15 protein-coding genes are annotated in these 17,723 nt (G+C 54.0%); 10 read left to right on the top strand and 5 right to left on the bottom strand.

Annotated features, from left to right (window positions below; genetic code table 11):
• Positions 1-251: 251 nt before the first annotated feature.
• Complete coding sequence (locus EA58_RS15270; protein ID WP_036754640.1) at positions 252-2,657, bottom strand: bifunctional aspartate kinase/homoserine dehydrogenase II; 2,406 nt, start codon at positions 2,655-2,657, stop codon at positions 252-254.
• Entirely contained in the window at positions 2,654-3,823 is a 1,170-nt protein-coding gene (locus tag EA58_RS15275; RefSeq protein WP_036754643.1) for an O-succinylhomoserine (thiol)-lyase, read from the bottom strand. Before EA58_RS15275 ends, EA58_RS15270 begins: the two co-directional genes overlap by 4 nt.
• Before the next feature lie 185 nt (positions 3,824-4,008).
• Between EA58_RS15275 and metJ the strand changes: the two genes are divergently transcribed.
• Positions 4,009-4,326 carry a met regulon transcriptional regulator MetJ gene (gene metJ, locus EA58_RS15280; protein WP_036754646.1) on the top strand — a complete coding sequence of 106 codons (318 nt, stop codon included), beginning with the start codon at positions 4,009-4,011 and terminating at the stop codon, positions 4,324-4,326.
• Positions 4,327-4,412: 86 nt separating this feature from the next.
• Here the strand turns inward: metJ and EA58_RS15285 are convergent, their stop codons facing one another.
• Positions 4,413-5,660, bottom strand: coding sequence for a malic enzyme-like NAD(P)-binding protein (locus EA58_RS15285; RefSeq protein ID WP_036754649.1), 1,248 nt, complete (start codon positions 5,658-5,660; stop codon positions 4,413-4,415).
• A 242-nt stretch (positions 5,661-5,902) separates the two neighbouring features.
• Positions 5,903-6,115, bottom strand: a complete 213-nt coding sequence (gene rpmE / locus EA58_RS21410) for a 50S ribosomal protein L31 (RefSeq protein ID WP_047877817.1) — start codon at positions 6,113-6,115, stop codon at positions 5,903-5,905.
• Between the two features lie 230 nt (positions 6,116-6,345).
• Between rpmE and priA the strand changes: the two genes are divergently transcribed.
• From priA to rraA, 7 genes are all read left to right on the top strand, one after another.
• A complete protein-coding gene (gene priA, locus EA58_RS15295; protein WP_036754656.1) occupies positions 6,346-8,544 on the top strand; it encodes a primosomal protein N' in 2,199 nt (732 codons plus the stop codon).
• Positions 8,545-8,720: 176 nt separating this feature from the next.
• Entirely contained in the window at positions 8,721-9,731 is a 1,011-nt protein-coding gene (gene cytR / locus EA58_RS15300; RefSeq protein ID WP_036754659.1) for a DNA-binding transcriptional regulator CytR, read from the top strand.
• Between the two features lie 149 nt (positions 9,732-9,880).
• Positions 9,881-10,522, top strand: coding sequence for an SPOR domain-containing protein (locus tag EA58_RS15305; RefSeq protein ID WP_036754661.1), 642 nt, complete (start codon positions 9,881-9,883; stop codon positions 10,520-10,522).
• A gap of 200 nt (positions 10,523-10,722) precedes the next feature.
• On the top strand, positions 10,723-11,250 hold the full coding sequence (gene hslV, locus EA58_RS15310) for an ATP-dependent protease subunit HslV (protein WP_036754664.1): 528 nt from the start codon (positions 10,723-10,725) through the stop codon (positions 11,248-11,250).
• Positions 11,251-11,259: 9 nt separating this feature from the next.
• A complete protein-coding gene (hslU, locus tag EA58_RS15315; RefSeq protein ID WP_036754667.1) occupies positions 11,260-12,591 on the top strand; it encodes an HslU--HslV peptidase ATPase subunit in 1,332 nt (443 codons plus the stop codon).
• A gap of 124 nt (positions 12,592-12,715) precedes the next feature.
• A complete protein-coding gene (locus EA58_RS15320; protein ID WP_036754668.1) occupies positions 12,716-13,624 on the top strand; it encodes a 1,4-dihydroxy-2-naphthoate polyprenyltransferase in 909 nt (302 codons plus the stop codon).
• Positions 13,625-13,824: 200 nt separating this feature from the next.
• Complete coding sequence (gene rraA, locus EA58_RS15325) at positions 13,825-14,310, top strand: ribonuclease E activity regulator RraA (protein WP_036754669.1); 486 nt, start codon at positions 13,825-13,827, stop codon at positions 14,308-14,310.
• Positions 14,311-14,389: 79 nt separating this feature from the next.
• On the opposite strand, the gene zapB is transcribed toward rraA, so the two are convergent.
• A complete protein-coding gene (zapB, locus tag EA58_RS15330) occupies positions 14,390-14,632 on the bottom strand; it encodes a cell division protein ZapB (protein ID WP_036754671.1) in 243 nt (80 codons plus the stop codon).
• A 597-nt stretch (positions 14,633-15,229) separates the two neighbouring features.
• Between zapB and EA58_RS15335 the strand changes: the two genes are divergently transcribed.
• On the top strand, positions 15,230-16,081 hold the full coding sequence (locus EA58_RS15335) for an MIP/aquaporin family protein (RefSeq protein ID WP_036754672.1): 852 nt from the start codon (positions 15,230-15,232) through the stop codon (positions 16,079-16,081).
• Between the two features lie 55 nt (positions 16,082-16,136).
• The gene (glpK, locus tag EA58_RS15340; protein ID WP_036754673.1) at positions 16,137-17,651 is read left to right on the top strand and encodes a glycerol kinase GlpK; all 1,515 of its coding nucleotides are present in this window, start codon (positions 16,137-16,139) and stop codon (positions 17,649-17,651) included.
• The last annotated feature ends 72 nt before the right edge of the window (positions 17,652-17,723 follow it).

Below are 17,723 nucleotides of genomic sequence, written 5' to 3' on the forward strand. Positions count from 1 at the left end.
CCTTCCCTTTGAACTCTGACGCCGAGTAACCATTTAGACGTCTATATGTCCACAGAATGTCTTGTAACCAATTTAATGTCAACTGCGTGAACATGAATTTTTCTCAACATCAAATGCGACTTTATTCAAGTTCAACGCTTTCTGTCTGCTGTACCCGCTCAGACCGCATCACCACAGTATTCTGAAGATAGCAAAAACAACAAAGGGCAGTGAAAAACTGCCCTTTTGATCTATCTCATAACCCGAAAATCTTACAATAAGTTCGCCAGACGATTCAGATCAGACAGCAAAGCACCAGCCGTCACATCACGCCCTGCACCCGGACCGCGGATCACCAGAGGATTTTCGCGATACCAGCGGCTTTCAATAGCAAAGATATTGTCACAAGGCAGCAGGTTGGCCAGGGCATGCTCCGGTTCCAGTGCATCCAGCCCCACAACAGCCTGACCATTTTTGTCCAGCCGGGCCACATAGCGCAGCACCTTCCCTTCCCGCTGAGCTTTCGTCAGACGAGCCTGCAACCGCTCATCCAGTTCCGCCCCTTGTTCAAAGAAAGCATCCAAACTCAACTCAGCCAGCTCTTCCGGCACCAGAGACTCAACTCTCACCTGCTCAGGTTCCAGCGCCAGACCAGACTCACGCGCCAGAATGACCAACTTACGCATCACATCGCTGCCATCCAGATCATGCCGCGGATCCGGTTCGGTCAGCCCCTGCTGCCAGGCTTGCTCCAGTAACTGACTGAACGGCAGGCTGCCGTCAAACTGCTGGAACAGCCAGGAGAGCGTGCCAGAGAAAATTCCTGACACGGCAATAATGCTATCGCCACTATCACGCAGGTCCTTCACCGTATGATTGACGGGTAGCCCTGCCCCAACCGTTGCGTTGTACAGCCAGTGACGGCTGCTTTTCTCAAAGGCATCGACCACAGCACAATACACATCGCCCGGTGCAGAGCCGGCGACTTTATTGGCCGAGATCAGGTGGAGGCCACTGCTGGCAAAATCAGGATAACGCTCAGACAACGCCTTGCTGGCCGTCACATCCAGCACCACCAGCTCATCGTAGTCATGCTGACTCAGGGCTGGCAACCAGTCGCTGCCATCTATCGCTTCGTTGTCAAACTGAGTCAACGCCCGCTCAGTCGGAATCCCTTGCAGATCAATCCAGTAGCGACGGCTGTCTGCGACCCCGATCAGGGTGAAGCTCATGCCATGACGCTTTTCCAGCGCCGCTTTCTCTTCACCGAACAGCGCCAGCCATCGGCTGCCGATATTGCCTTTCCCGCAAAGGATCAGACCAATGCGTTTCTGGGCCTGAAACAGGCTCTGATGGATTTGCTGGACCAGCGCCTGCGTATCGGCCTGACGCAGCACAGCAATCAGGCTGAGGCCAGATTCTGCCTCCGTGACAAATTCAACCGGCTGTCCTTTCAACTGCTGCTGAAAACCGTGGCAATGGACCGGATTATTCACCACACCAGCTCCCACCGCGGCAACCATGGTAAAGGCATCCCGCAGACGGATCTCTGCATTGATCCCGCTATCCTGCAACAGCAGCAAAACCCCATTGGCGACCTCAGCCGTATAAGCCAGCTGGATCCGACCGGTGTCCACTTCAGTATGCTGTGCCAACGGCAGCGCCTGCTCCTGAGGCAATAGTCGCGCCAGCGTCTGTGTTAACAGACTCAGTGATTGAGCACCGCTCACCGACAATTCAATCAGACAAACCTCATCCAGCGAGGTAATAATTTTAGCGCCACGACCGGAAGCCAGCACCCGCTCGACCCGGGTGGAGCCGGACTCCGGCTGCTGGCTGCAACGCAACGTCAGGTCAATCGCACTCTGCGCCACAGGCTGCAACGTGCGGCTGTGCAGAACCGGGGCTGCCAGCCGGGCCAGTTCATCAGCCTCATCAAGACGAAGTAGCGGCAACAGACACGCGTCATTGACCACACGCGGATCGGCACTGTATACACCGGCAACATCACTCCAGATCGTCACTCGGCTGACGCCGGCGAGCGCTCCGATAACCGTCGCTGAATAGTCAGAACCATTTCGTCCCAGCAGCACGGTTTCCCCAGCGTAATTCGCAGCCATAAAACCGGTAATCACCAGACGGTGTCCGCTGTGCTGTACCAGCTCTGTCTGCAACAGTGGCAGCGAGCGGCCACGGTCGACCTCCGGCTGGGCTGCCCGTTCAGCCCGCAGGAACAGACGTGAGTCCAGCGCTCGTGACGCCATCCCATTCTGAGACAGCAAGGCCGCCAGCAGACGCGATGACCACAGTTCTCCGTGACCCAGCACCCAGGCCTGTCTGGCCGGAGTAATGTCACTGCCGGAAAGCTGGCCCAACACACTGAATTCAAGGTGAAGGGCTGTCAGCAGCTCATCTGCCTCACTTCCATGCAGCAATGTTTCAACCAAATGCTGCTGAAAGTTACGTAAGTCCTGTAAGCTCTCGTGCGCCAGACGACCATCCTGATTCAGCTGCGACAACCATTGAATCAGGCGGTTGGTGGTTTTTCCGGCCGCCGAAACCACAATCAAATCTTCTGTATCGGAATACTGCTGCAAAATGTCAGCAACATTCCGGAAGCAACCGGCATCTGCCAGACTGCTGCCACCGAATTTATGTAACTGTCTTCCCTGGGTCATGCACTGATCTCCGCGGCTTTGGCAAAAGCCTGAGCCAGATCAGCAATCAGATCATCCGCATCTTCCAGCCCCACCGACAAGCGCAGCAACGAAGGCAACAGACCCGCTTCCAACTGCGCTTCATCAGACATCGCCCGGTGCGTCATGCTGGCCGGGTGAGCAATCAGGCTTTCTGTGCCGCCCAGCGACTCAGCCAACGAAAAGCATTCCAGCGCTGCCACAAAAATTTCCAGTTGCTTCATGCTCCCAGCCAGTTCAAAACTCAGCATGGAACCAAAGCCGGCCTGTTGTCTGGCTGCAATGTCATGCCCCGGATGATCCGCCAGGCTTGGATGATAAATCTTGCCCACCAACGGCTGGGTTTGCAGATACGCCAGCAAACGGGCCGAATTTTCCTCATGCATGCGCATCCGCGGGACCAGCGTCCGAACGCCACGCAAAGTCAGATACGCATCAAACGGTGCACCCGTGGCGCCAATACAGTTCGCCCACCAGGAAAGCTTTTCCGCATGTTCACTGTCTTTGGCAATCAGTACCCCGCCCACAACATCGGAGTGACCATTAATATACTTGGTCGTCGAATGCACGACGAAATCCGCTCCCAGCGCAATCGGCTGTTGCAATGCCGGCGACAGAAAAGTGTTATCAACCGCGACCAGCGCACCTACCGCATGCGCCTGTTCACAGAGCAGAGCCACATCAACCACACGCAACAACGGGTTAGATGGCGTTTCAACCCAGACCAGCTTCGGCTTTTTCGCCAGTGCATCTGCCAACGCCTGCGCATCGCCCTGATCGACAAACAGCACCTGGAAGTCACCTTTACCAGCCCGGGTATTGAATAGCCGGTAAGTCCCGCCATAGCAATCGTGCGGTGCCACAACCAAATCTTCCGGTCCCAGCTGCGCGGTCGCCAGCAGGTTGATGGCCGCCGTACCACAACTGGTCACCACAGCACCGGCCCCGCCCTCCAGCTCTGCCAGCGTATCCGCCAGCAGATTACGAGTCGGATTTCCCGAACGGGAATAATCATACTGCGGCAAAGTCCCAAGCTCCGGAAAGCCGTAGGTTGAGGTCAAGTAAATGGGTGGAACCACTGCACGGAAAGGCTGATCCGTTTCAATCCCGCTGCGCACTGCAATCGTTGCTGTTTTCTTGTCACTCATCTTCTAGCTTCCTTGTTCCTAGGCATGGCCGGAGCCGACAGTCATCAAATCCTCACAACCTTAGCTAGAATTAAAAAAGACGTCAACACTTCTAGACGTCCACATGTCTTTGCTTGTGGCAGTAAATCCCGCTAAAATTCCCCCATACTATATTTCAAAACCCTATATCGCTGAGAAGGTAAACAATGGCAAAGTGGAACGGTGAGTACATCAGCCCTTATGCGGAACATGGCAAGAAAAATGAGCAGGTCAAAAAAATCACTGTCTCGATTCCATTAAAGGTACTGAAAATCCTCACGGACGAACGCACCCGTCGTCAGGTCAATAACCTGCGGCACGCCACCAACAGCGAACTGCTGTGTGAAGCATTTCTGCACGCCTATACCGGTCAGCCATTGCCAACCGACGACGACATCCGAAAAGACCGCCCCGACGATCTGCCTGCTGAAGCAAAAGCCATCATGGACAGCCTGGGCATCGAATACGAAGACATTAACGAGTAAGACATAAAGAAAGACCGTTTTCGAAAGTCAAAAAAAAAACCAGCCGGACGGCTGGTTTTCTATGCAATCTGCAAAATAATGTGTCTTTACACTTCCATGTAGCCCACAGGCATCTCAATGCGGGCAACCCCTGACTCAACCGCAGCAACAGCGACCGCTTTCGCAACGCGAGGCAGCAAACGCGGATCCATTGGCTTAGGAATAATATAGTCAGGACCGAACTCCAATTTCTCAACACCGGCCGCCTTGGCCACTTCCGCCGGAACCTTTTCTTTCGCCAGTTCACGAATCGCATGAACCGCAGCCAGTTTCATCTCGTCATTGATCTCACTGGCGCGCACATCCAACGCACCACGGAAAATGAACGGGAAACAAATCACATTGTTCACCTGATTCGGATAATCCGAACGGCCTGTTCCCATGATGAGGTCATCACGCACAGCATGAGCCAGCTCTGGCTTAATTTCCGGATCCGGGTTAGAACAGGCAAACACAATCGGCTTCTCAGCCATCAGCTTCAGCGCATCGGCAGACAACAGATCCGGGCCAGACACGCCCACGAAAATGTCGGCACCCTCAATCACGTCTTCCAGAGTACGCTTATCGGTGTTGTTGGCAAACAGCTGCTTGTATTCATTGATGTCATCACGACGGGTATGGATTACGCCCTTCCGATCCAGCATGTAGATCTTCTCACGCTGGGCACCGCACTTGATCAGCAATTCCATACAGGCAACTGCCGCCGCGCCCGCACCCAGACAAACGATCACCGCTTCATTGATGTCTTTGCCCTGCAGTTCCAGTGCATTGAGCATCCCAGCTGCGGTGACAATCGCAGTTCCGTGCTGGTCATCGTGGAAAACAGGCACCTGGCAGCGCTCAATCAGGCGCTTTTCAATTTCAAAACAGTCGGGTGCTTTGATATCTTCCAGGTTGATCCCACCAAAGGTATCGGCAATATTCGCGACCGTATCGACAAACTCATCGATCGTGCGGTGTTTGACTTCGATATCAATCGAATCCAGTCCTGCAAAACGCTTGAACAGCAGCGCCTTACCTTCCATCACTGGCTTAGACGCCAGCGGGCCAAGGTTACCCAGACCCAGAATCGCCGTACCATTGGTGATCACGGCAACCATGTTGCCTTTACCTGTGTACTTATAAACATTTTCTGCGTTCTGGGCGATCTCCCGCACAGGCTCGGCCACACCCGGGCTGTACGCCAGGGCGAGATCTTCTACTGTGTTGGCAGGCTTGCTCAGTTCAACCGAAATTTTCCCGGGGACAGGGTAAGCATGGTAATGAAGTGCTTGTTGACGAAAATCTTCAGACATAGTTATTAGAATCCTGAATGGATGGATGTTCGGTTCGGTATTGAACAATGAATCATATTCGATAGCAGCACAAAATCCTAGTTCGCGCAAGCTGGTAATACCAAGGGAATCGTGGCTGAGGCCAGGAAAAATGCAGGGTGTGGCAGGAATGCCTGATGATTAACAATTTTATAATTAACGGGGTGCATATATGCAAAAAGGGACGCCTTAGCGTCCCTTTTCTCGACAGTGTCTTCGTGCAATTACTTGCTAGACAGAGCGCCGAAACGCTTGTTGAATTTGTCGATACGGCCACCGGTGCTCACTTGACGCTGCTTACCAGTGTAGAATGGGTGACATTTGTCACACACATCCAGGTTGATGTCTTTACCCATAGTTGAGTTAAAAACAAAAGTGTTGCCGCAAGAACAACGCGCGTTTACAGCAGTGTATTCTGGGTGGATACCTTGTTTCATGGGGAAACCTCATAGCTAAGGCCGTGTCGCTCTCCCGATCCAAAGCCGGGCACCACACGTGGTTAATAAATACTGCCAGGCCGACGGCACTGGACAAATAGGCGGCGTATGATAATCAATCAGTCAAAACAGATCAACCTGCAATCACAGTGTACTGTCACTTTGCCTCGTCCGTTGCACAGAGTACACTGGCACGTATCTGTAAGTATAAGTGATCCCAGCCAATAACCATGACAGCCACCATTGCCAGAGTTGCCCTGCCCGTCCCGCTGGACAAAACGTTTGACTATCTAATCCCATCTGGCACACAACCTGTGATCGGTGGCCGGGTCCAGGTTCCTTTTGGCCGTCAACAGCTCACCGGCATTGTCATTGCACTGACAGACACCTCGGATTTTCCGCTGAACCAGCTCAAGCCCATCAAAGCTGTGCTGGACAGCGAACCCCTCTGGCAACCGCCGCTATTCCAGTTACTGGAATGGACCAGCCGTTACTACCAGTATCCGCTCGGCGATACCCTGGCCAATGCCCTGCCGTCTGCCCTGCGTAAAGGTAGACCGGCCAATGCCGAAATTCGTTTCTGGAAATTAACCGAAAAAGGCAAAGAGCAGCCATTATCGGCCCTGAAACGAGCGCCCAAACAGGCCCGGATTCTGACCCTGCTGCGCAACGGCGAACTCAGCCACGAAGCGTTATTGGAAGAAGAGGTCAGCAGTACAACCCTGAAAACTCTGACAGAAAAAGGCTGGGTCGACAGTTACCACGCCGTGCCTCAGAGCCAGTGCTGGCAGGATGAATTTGCCATCACGGAAGACAAGCCCAGGCTGAACGAAGAACAGGCTCTGGCGATTGCCAGTGTCAACGCCAATCCCAGCTATGGTTGCTATTTATTACAGGGGGTAACCGGTTCAGGCAAAACAGAAGTTTACCTCAACCTGTTAGAACCTGTGCTGGCCGCTGGAAAACAGGCGCTGGTCCTGGTGCCGGAAATCGGCCTGACCCCACAGACCATCAATCGCTTCCAGCGCCGTTTCAATGTGCCGCTGTATACCATTCATTCTAGTCTCAATGATACCGAGCGCCTGAGTGCCTGGCTGGCCGGGCGCGACAATCAGGCCGGGATTATCATCGGAACCCGCTCTGCCCTGTTCACACCGTTTGCCAATCTGGGCATCATTATTGTTGATGAAGAACATGATGCTTCCTATAAACAGCAGGACAGCCTGCGCTACCACGCCCGGGATATGGCTGTGCTCAGGGCGAATAAGGAAAACATTCCGATTGTCCTTGGCTCGGCAACTCCAGCGCTGGAAACCCTGCACAATGCACGCACCGGCAAATATCATCACCTGCACCTGACCCGCCGCGCTGGCAATGCCCAGGCCGCCCGCCACGGCGTACTGGACGTCAAAGGGCTGTATCTGGACGCCGGTCTCTCTGCACCGCTGATCGCCCGGATGCGTCAACACCTGACAGCTGGCAATCAGGTCATGCTGTTTCTGAACCGTCGCGGTTTCGCCCCGGCACTGATGTGTCACGAGTGTGGCTGGCTTGCTGAATGTAAACGCTGCGATGCCTATTACACTTATCACCAGCAATCCGGTGAACTGCGCTGCCACCACTGCCAGACCCAGCGACCAGTCATGCCCCAATGTCAGCAATGTGGTTCAACCCAGCTGCAGACCGTTGGGGTCGGCACCGAACAGCTGGAACATCAACTGGCCGAATTGTTCCCTGAATTTAAAACCGTGCGCATCGACCGTGACAGCACCCGGCGCAAGGGCAGTCTGGATACTTATCTGGAAGCCATCCGCAACAAAGAATACCAGATTCTGATCGGCACTCAGATGCTGGCCAAGGGCCACCATTTCCCGGATGTCACCCTGGTCGCACTGGTCGATGTCGACAGTGCCCTGTTCAGCAACGACTTCCGGGCACCCGAGCGACTGGCACAATTGTTCATTCAGGTTGCCGGACGCGCCGGACGTGCCAGCAAACCGGGTGAAGTCCTGTTGCAAACCCATCATCCGGAGCACAGCCTGCTTCAGGCCCTGCTTTATCAGGGATATGATCATTTTGCCGGCCAAGCACTGACGGAACGCCGGCAGGCAATGTTACCGCCCTATACTTTTTTGGCCTTATTCCGTGCCGAAGCCCAGCAAAGCGATGTGACCGAACAGTTCCTGTTACAGGTTCGCGGCATCCTCGAAGCAAGTCCACTGTTCAACAGCCAGACAATGGTGATGGGGCCAAACCCGGCCCCGCTCTCACGCCGTGCCGGTCGCTACCGCTGGCAGCTGTTGCTCCAGGCGCCGGATCGCAAGACATTACTACAACTGCTGACGGTTGCCCGCCCGGCCATTCAACTGTTACCCCTGGCCCGAAAAGTTCGCTGGTCGCTGGATGTTGAGCCTCAAGATTTGGGATGAAGATAAAATAAATAATGCGAATTGGATCACAAGCCCAATGTAATTTATGCTATTGCGCACATGTTTAAACCTGCCTAAAGCGCCTACAATAACAGGCTTGCTGGACTAGGTTTCTGTTCCGATTTGGCACGATCCTCCAGCATTATTGAGAGAAATATCTTAGAGAGGAACAACTTATGGCGACAATGAAGGACGTTGCCCAGCTAGCCGGTGTCTCAACCGCGACGGTCTCGCGCGCGCTGATGAACCCGGAAAAAGTGTCGGCCTCGACTCGTAAAAAAGTCGAACAGGCTGTCATGGATGCTGGCTATTCCCCCAACTCCCTGGCGCGTAACCTGCGACGCAATGAATCGAAAACCATTGTTGCGATTGTGCCGGATATCTGCGATCCCTATTTCACAGAAATCATCCGTGGTATTGAAGAAGCGGCGATGGAGCACGGCTATCTGGTCCTGCTGGGCGATAGCGGCCAGCAAAAAAGCCGGGAAAATTCTTTCGTGAATCTGGTTTTCACCAAACAGGCTGACGGCATGCTACTGCTGGGAACGGATTTACCGTTTGATATCAGTAAACCGGAACAGAAAAACCTGCCACCGATGGTAATGGCCTGCGAATTTGCACCTGAACTGGAACTGCCAACCGTCCACATCGACAACCTGACCGCTGCATTCGAAGCCGTGAACTACCTGACCCAGATGGGACACAAGCACATTGCACAGGTCACCGGGCCAGACAGCGCTATGCTCTGCCAGTTCCGTGCTCAGGGGTACCAACAGGCCCTGCGTCGTGCCGGGATCGAACTGAACCCGGCTTATACGGTCAAAAGCGATTTCACATTTGCCGGCGGTGCCCGCGCTGTCACCACCCTGCTGTCGCTGCCCGAGCCGCCTACCGCCCTGCTGTGCCACAACGATGTCATGGCTATCGGTGCCATGCAACAGGCCAAACGCCTGGGTATCAAGGTGCCGCAGGATTTGTCGATTGTCGGCTTCGACGACATTCAGTTTGCTGAATACTGCGATCCACCACTGACCACAGTGTCTCAGCCGCGCTACGAGATTGGCCGTCAATCCATGCTCATGCTGCTGGAGATCCTGCAGGGCAAAGACATCTCCGCAGGCTCGCGGCTGCTGGATGCCAAGCTGGTGATCCGCGAAAGTGCTGCGCCACCGGCCAACAAGTTTTAACGCGGCAACGCGGTGAAATATTGAGCAAAAGGTCACAGAATCATCGGGAAGCATACACGCTGACACCGGCTGATGCTTCCCGACACTAGCCAGTCCGAACACTTCTTTGTACCATATCCGTCCAATCGTTCAGCAATAATCAAAACATTGTGGCAACCAAAGATTACGTCAAGCGAGGCCGGGCGACGAAGAAACCGGCAAGAAAACCCCGTTCCCGCAGCAGCCAGCCGCAAGGACAGTTCCCGGTAAAATGGGCCCTGATTGCGCTTTGTCTGGTTGTAGGCATGGGATACGGCCTGTATTTTCTATCCAGCGCTCCTAAACCGACAACGCCAGTTTCCGAGCAACCGGTGAAAACACCGCCGAAAGAAAGCCCGAAACCGGCAGTCAAACCCAAAACCGAGCCAGCGCCTAAGGTGGAGCCAAAGCCAGTTACAACGACAAAACCGCAGGAAAAACTGCCGCCGAAGCCGGCCGAGAAGTGGCGCTATATTGAAGAGCTGGAAAACAAAGAAGTCCAGGTTGAAGCGAAAAAAGTGCCCGATACTCCCAACCGGCCCTATCTGATGCAGTGCGGGGCGTACCGGACACCGGCACAGGCCGAGGAACGCAAAGCGATGATTGCTTTTCAGGGGCTGAGCAGCCAGGTCAAAGTGTCGCAAGGCGACAAAGGCAGCTGGTATCGTGTGGTTCTGGGTCCTTACCCGCAAAAAAGAAAAGCCGAAAGTGACCGCAATATGCTGCGTCGGGCGGGGATTGAACCTTGTGCCATCTGGTACTGGGAATCCTGACCATTTGGCAGCCGGAAACAGGCTGACTACACTGTCAAAAGCCGTATCAATGATCATGAAGGATGCCATCGGCATCCTTTTTTATGTCTGTACACACACGCAGATTTTGCGACTGCCTTGAAATCTGGCACCCCCACCCCCAGATCTGCGGCTATACCCATACCGGCCTACAGGCCGGATTGATGCTAAGAGGTAATACCGTGACAACTATAGTCTCTGTACGTCGCAACGGAAAAGTCGTCATCGCAGGTGATGGTCAGGTCTCCCTGGGCAACACCGTCATGAAGGGCAATGCCCGCAAAGTTCGCCGCCTGTATAACAATCAGGTTCTGGCAGGCTTTGCCGGTGGTACGGCGGACGCCTTCACCTTATTTGAGCGTTTCGAACGCAAACTGGAAATGCATCAGGGTCACCTGATGAAAGCCGCAGTCGAACTGGCCAAAGACTGGCGGACCGACCGCAGCCTGCGCCGACTGGAAGCGCTGCTGGCTGTTGCTGATGAAACGGCGTCCCTGATCATTACAGGCAACGGGGATGTGGTTCAGCCGGAAAACGACCTGATTGCCATCGGTTCTGGTGGTAACTTTGCCCTGTCAGCAGCCCGTGCGCTGCTGGAAAATACCGAGCTGGATGCTCGCACCATTGCTGAGAAGTCGCTGAAAATTGCTGGTGATATCTGTGTTTACACCAACGACTTCCAAACTGTTGAAGAACTCGATAGCCAGTAAGGATTCCCCATGTCTGAAATGACTCCTCGCGAAATCGTTCATGAACTGAACCGTCATATCATTGGCCAGGACAAGGCCAAACGCGCTGTTGCCATCGCTCTGCGAAATCGCTGGCGTCGGATGCAGCTGCCAGAAGAGCTGCGTGTTGAAGTCACGCCCAAAAATATTCTGATGATCGGCCCGACCGGTGTCGGCAAAACTGAAATTGCCCGCCGTCTGGCCAAACTGGCAAATGCCCCCTTCATCAAGGTGGAAGCCACCAAGTTCACCGAAGTGGGTTATGTCGGAAAAGAAGTCGAAACTATTATCCGCGATCTGACTGATGTTGCCGTGAAAATGACCCACCAGCAGGCGATGGAAAAAGTTCGTTTCCGTGCTGAAGAGCTGGCTGAAGACCGCATCCTGGATGTCCTTCTGCCGCCAGCACGCGATGCCTGGGGCCAAAACGAAGAAAGTGACAACAACTCGACGACACGTCAGTCCTTCCGTAAGAAGCTGCGCGAAGGCCAGCTGGACGACAAAGAAGTCGAGATCGATGTTGCTGCGCCGCAAATGGGTGTGGAAATCATGGCACCTCCGGGCATGGAAGAAATGACCAATCAGCTGCAGGGCATGTTCCAGAACCTGGCCGGCAACACCACCAAAAAGCGCAAGATGAAAATCAAAGATGCGCTGAAGGCAGTGACTGAAGAAGAAGCAGCCAAACTGGTCAACCAGGAAGAGCTGAAAGAACAGGCAATTCACGCGGTTGAAAACAACGGTATCGTGTTTATCGACGAAATCGACAAGATCTGTAAGCGTGGCGAAACCTCAGGCCCGGATGTCTCCCGTGAAGGGGTACAGCGTGACCTGCTGCCGCTGGTCGAAGGTTCCACGGTATCCACCAAACATGGCATGGTCAGAACCGACCACATCCTGTTTATTGCCTCCGGCGCATTCCAGGTGGCACGTCCATCCGATCTGATCCCGGAACTGCAGGGTCGTCTGCCTATTCGGGTTGAACTGGAAGCCCTGACCAGTGAGGATTTCAAGCGTATTCTGACGGAGCCAAATGCCTCACTGACCGAGCAATACAGTGCACTGATGGCGACCGAAAACGTGAATATCAGCTTTACTGAAGACGGTATTGCCCAGATTGCCGACGCAGCATGGCAGGTCAATGAGCGGACCGAAAATATCGGTGCTCGCCGCCTGCATACGGTGATGGAGCGCCTGATGGAAGACCTGTCTTACGACGCTTCTGAACAGGGTGGTAAAGCACAGGTAATCGACAAGACCTATGTTCAGTCCCAGTTGGGCGAACTGGTCGAAGACGAAGATCTCAGCCGTTTCATTCTGTAATCACTTCCCCGGGGCACCGCTTTTTGACCGGTGTCCCGTTTTTCCCTTCCTTTTGCGCCAAAACAAAGTTCTTCTCTGCATAGCTGTCATAATATATGCATTCGCATTTACATTGTGGACAACCATGCTGTTATCTCATCGTTCTGTCTGGCTTGATGCTACGCGTCCCAAAACCCTGCTTCTGGCGATTGCCGCTTTACTGTGTGGTAACGCCCTTGCAGCTGCACAAGGCCATTTTTCACCGCTCGTCGCTCTGCTGGCGCTGGTGACAGCCCTGCTTCTGCAAATCCTCTCGAATCTGGCGAACGACTATGGTGATGTCAGGAAAGGGACAGATAACGCCCAGCGACTGGGGCCAGTCAGAGGCCTGCAAAGTGGTGCAATCACCCTGACCGCCATGCGCTCAGCCATTACACTGACCCTGCTGCTGACCACCATCAGCGGGATCGCGCTATTGCTACTTGCCAAGCCATCGCTGACCGTTTTGCTGACTTTCCTCGGTCTGGGAATCGCTTCGATCATTGCCGCTCTGGCTTATACCTTAGGGACACGCCCTTACGGCTACCGAGGTCTGGGCGATCCGGCGGTCCTGATTTTCTTTGGCTGGGTCGCAGTCGGCGGCAGCTACTACCTGCAAAGCCATCAGTTCTCACTCACCATCTTGCTGCCGGCCACAGCCAGCGGACTCCTGGCTGTCGGGGTGCTCAACCTCAACAACCTGCGGGATATGGACAACGATCGGGCCTGTGGCAAAATCACCCTGGCAGCCCGGCTCGGTCCGACAGGCGGACGCTGGTATCATCTGGGCTTGCTGCTTGTCAGCCTGTTCGGCTTTGCGTGCTACAGTGCGCTTACCGCTCAGTCTGCATGGGGCTGGCTGTTTCTGCTGGCAACGCCGCTTCTGCTGACGCACGGCGCTCAGGTGCTGGGCGCAACCGATGGACGCGCCCTGCGTCCCATGTTTGCCACACTGATCCGAGCCGCAATGCTGACAAATCTGCTGTTTGCGATTGGGCTGATTGCAGACCGCTAAAGCATCGGTTCGGGATTGCAATGCCGCCTGAGCTGGTTATACTTTCAGCAAGTTATCAGCAATGACGACAGATTTATCCGGTCAGGCACTGGCACGTGGGAATCGAACTCGGCATTTCTGGTGTACGGGTCGGCGTCTGATTCTGGCTGAGACACTCTGACTTGCCAACACTCTTATTGGCCAACTAAAGAAGCGAACTTATGGAATACAATACCTCTGAACTCTGTGATATTTACCTCGACCAGGTCGACGTGGTTGAGCCAATGTTCAGCTCATACGGTGGGCGCAGCTCTTTCGGGGGCCAGGTCACCACAGTGAAATGCTTTGAAGACAACGGTTTGCTTCACACTGTACTGGCAGAGTCCGGGGTTGGCCGGGTATTGTTGATCGATGGTGGCGGCTCACTGCGCCGGGCACTGATCGATGCGGAGTTGGCTCAGCTCGCGGTTCAGAACGAATGGGAAGGCATCATCGTCTACGGCTGCGTCCGTCATGTGGATGAGCTGGATGAACTGGATATCGGAATTCAGGCCATGGCCTCCATTCCCGTTGGGGCCGACCGGCAAGGCAGCGGCGAAGTGGATATTGCCGTCAACTTTGGTGGCGTCACCTTCCTGCCGGAAGACCACCTTTATGCAGACACCACAGGCGTCATTCTCTCACCAGAACCACTGGACATCGAATAACCCGGCGCTTGCGCTGAACCTGCAGATACAAAAACAGAGCCTTGAGGCTCTGTTTTCGTTTCCGGGGGTTCCCGCAGCATTATTCCACGGTGTCCATCTTGCCCAGCAGTGCGCGAACGCGCTCCTGCCATGCCTGATGATCATGACGCAGTTTTTCGTTGTCCTGAACCAGTGACTCACGATCTGCACGCAGCTCCTGCGCCAGATTCGCCAGATTTTCGTTTTTCTCTTTCAGTTCTTCCACTTCCATCTGCAGAAGGGAAATGGTATCCACGGCCATCTGCACTTTGGCTTCCAGCTGTTCCAGCATCTCTAAAGACATAGTATTCACCCTATCAGTACCTGCGAAAGACCACAGCATCCCGTTCTGAATGCATTACAACGTTTTCAATGCCAACGCTCACTCAATCACATCGCCGCTGGTGAGCCACGCTGTGCATGATTGATGTTCACTTACCGTTACAACGCCAAATCGTTCGGGGATATCACCGCGACTACCAGGCAAATTACAAATCCAATGTGACCCTATTCTAACTAGGCCGTATACGTCTGGCATCTACAAATACCACGCTTTATCACAAACGGGCAAAAATTATGCAAACTTTCACAATATTTTACGCAAGCCCCGGTTCTTTCAGTGCAGTTCTAGCCTGAACTGTTAGCAACCACTCAGATTTTTCCTCCGGATTTTGCTCAGAAAAAAACGCATGCTAGTGTTCGCGCCAGTATCGGGAAAATTAGAGTTTTTGCTCAATCCACCCTTGTCGATCGACCTTCGATATTGACCACAAACACAAATAACATGCTCGAACGCACATTTTTTGCGCGTAAATCTTTCCATAAAATCACCATTCGAGTATTTTTTGATTACATCACGATAACATCTTACTGACCTACAATTCGGCAAAAGGACTGGCAAATGACGAAACGACAATCCCCCACACTGCTCGGCGAATGTCTTGCAGAATTCATCGGCACCGGACTGCTTATTTTCTTTGGTGTCGGCTGTGTTGCTGCGCTTGTGTTAGCAGGTGCTAACTTCGGACAATGGGAAATCAGCCTCACCTGGGGACTGGGCGTCACCATTGCCATCTACTGTACGGCAGGCGTTTCCGGCGCACACATTAACCCGGCAGTGACTATTGCACTGGCCCTGTTCCATGGTTTCGATAAGGCGAAGGTTGTGCCTTACATTCTTTCCCAGCTCGCAGGCGCCTTCTGCTCTGCCGCACTGGTATACAGTCTTTACAGCAACCTGTTCGTCGATTTCGAAAACGCGCATGGCATTCTGCGTGGCAGTGTCGAGAGTCTGGCCACAGCAGGGATCTTCTCGACCTATCCAAACCCAAGCCTTTCATTCTCTGGTGCTTTTGCGGTGGAGTTTGTGATTACAGCCGTCCTGATGTTTGCCATTCTGGCCATTGGTGATGAGAAAAATGGCGCACCACGCGGTCCGTTGGGTCCTGTATTGATTGGTGTGCTGATTGCAGTGATCGGTGCCTCTTTAGGCCCGCTGACCGGCTTTGCCATGAATCCGGCCCGCGACTTCGGCCCGAAATTCTTTGCTTATCTGGCAGGCTGGGGGGAGATGGCCCTGACTGGTGGTAAGGATATTCCGTATTTCATTATTCCTGTACTTGCTCCGATTGCCGGTGCTTGCTTCGGTGCCTGGCTTTATCCGAAAGCCATTGCTGTTTATCTGCCGGGTAACCACGGTACCCAGTCGAATCAAAGTGAAACTGATGAAGAAAAAGAACCCGCGCAAGCCTGATTGCGGCGCGACTCCCCGATATACCTATAATTATCAGAGATAAGAGGACACTCAGATGACCACAGAACAAAAGTACATCGTCGCACTCGATCAGGGAACCACCAGCTCACGTGCCGTGATCATGGATCACGACGCCAATATCGTCTGCACAGCGCAGCGCGAATTCACCCAGATCTATCCAAAAGCCGGTTGGGTGGAACATGACCCGATGGAAATCTGGGCCTCCCAGAGCTCTACCATGGTGGAAGCACTGGCGAAAGCCGGCATCCGTACCGACCAGTTGGCCGGGATCGGGATCACCAACCAGCGCGAAACCACCATTGTCTGGGACAAAAACACCGGCAAGCCGGTTTACAACGCCATTGTCTGGCAGTGCCGCCGTACCGCCGACATCTGCCAGCAGCTGAAAGAACAAGGTCTGGAAGACTATATCCGTGAGAACACCGGTCTGGTGGTCGACCCGTATTTCTCCGGCACCAAAATCAAGTGGATTCTGGACAACGTTGAAGGTGCCCGCGAACAGGCCGAAGCCGGTAACCTGTTGTTCGGTACTGTCGATACCTGGCTGATCTGGAAGCTGACTCAAGGCCGTGTGCATGTCACCGACTACACGAACGCCTCTCGAACCATGCTGTTTAACATCAACTCTCTGGAGTGGGATGAAAAACTGCTGAAGGCCATGGATATTCCGCTGTCGATGATGCCGGAAGTCAAAGCGTCTTCTGAAGTCTACGGTCAGACCAACATCGGTGGTAAAGGCGGCACTCGGGTGCCAATCGCCGGGATTGCCGGTGACCAGCAGGCAGCGCTGTTCGGTCAGATGTGTGTGGAAGCCGGTCAGGCGAAAAACACCTATGGTACAGGCTGCTTCCTGCTGATGAATACCGGTAAAGAAAAGGTCACCTCGCAAAACGGTCTGCTGACCACCCTGGCCTGTGGACCGAAAGGCGAACCGGCCTATGCGCTGGAAGGTGCGGTGTTCATGGCGGGTGCTTCGATTCAGTGGCTGCGTGACGAGCTGAAAATGCTGGGCGATGCCAAAGACTCTGAATACTTTGCCGAAAAAGTCGGCAGTGCCAACGGGGTTTACGTTGTACCGGCCTTCACCGGTCTGGGTGCACCATACTGGGACCCGTATGCCCGCGGCGCGATTGTTGGCCTGACTCGTGGTGTGAACAGCAACCATCTGATCCGTGCCACACTGGAAAGTATTGCCTACCAGACCCGTGATGTACTGGATGCGATGCAGGCCGATTCCGGAATTCATCTGGCAGCCCTGAAAGTCGATGGCGGTGCCGTGGCTAACAACTTCCTGATGCAGTTCCAGTCTGACCTGCTGAACACTGAAGTTCACCGTCCGGTGATCACAGAAGTCACCGCTCTGGGTGCTGGCTATCTGGCGGGTCTGGCTGTGGGCTTCTGGGGCAGCATTGATGAATTGAAGGATAAAGCCGTGCTGGAGCGCAGCTTCACACCATGTCCGGATGACAGCAAACGTGCCCGTCGCTACAACGGCTGGAAACGCGCCGTTGAATGTGCGAAAGGCTGGGCTATCGACGAAGAAGAGTAATCTCACCGCCCCGATGGTTCAACGAACAGACAAGCCTGCCGCCCCGGCAGGCTTGTCTGTTTACAGTACATA

This window comes from Photobacterium galatheae, from assembly GCF_000695255.1.
Classification (GTDB): domain Bacteria; phylum Pseudomonadota; class Gammaproteobacteria; order Enterobacterales; family Vibrionaceae; genus Photobacterium; species Photobacterium galatheae.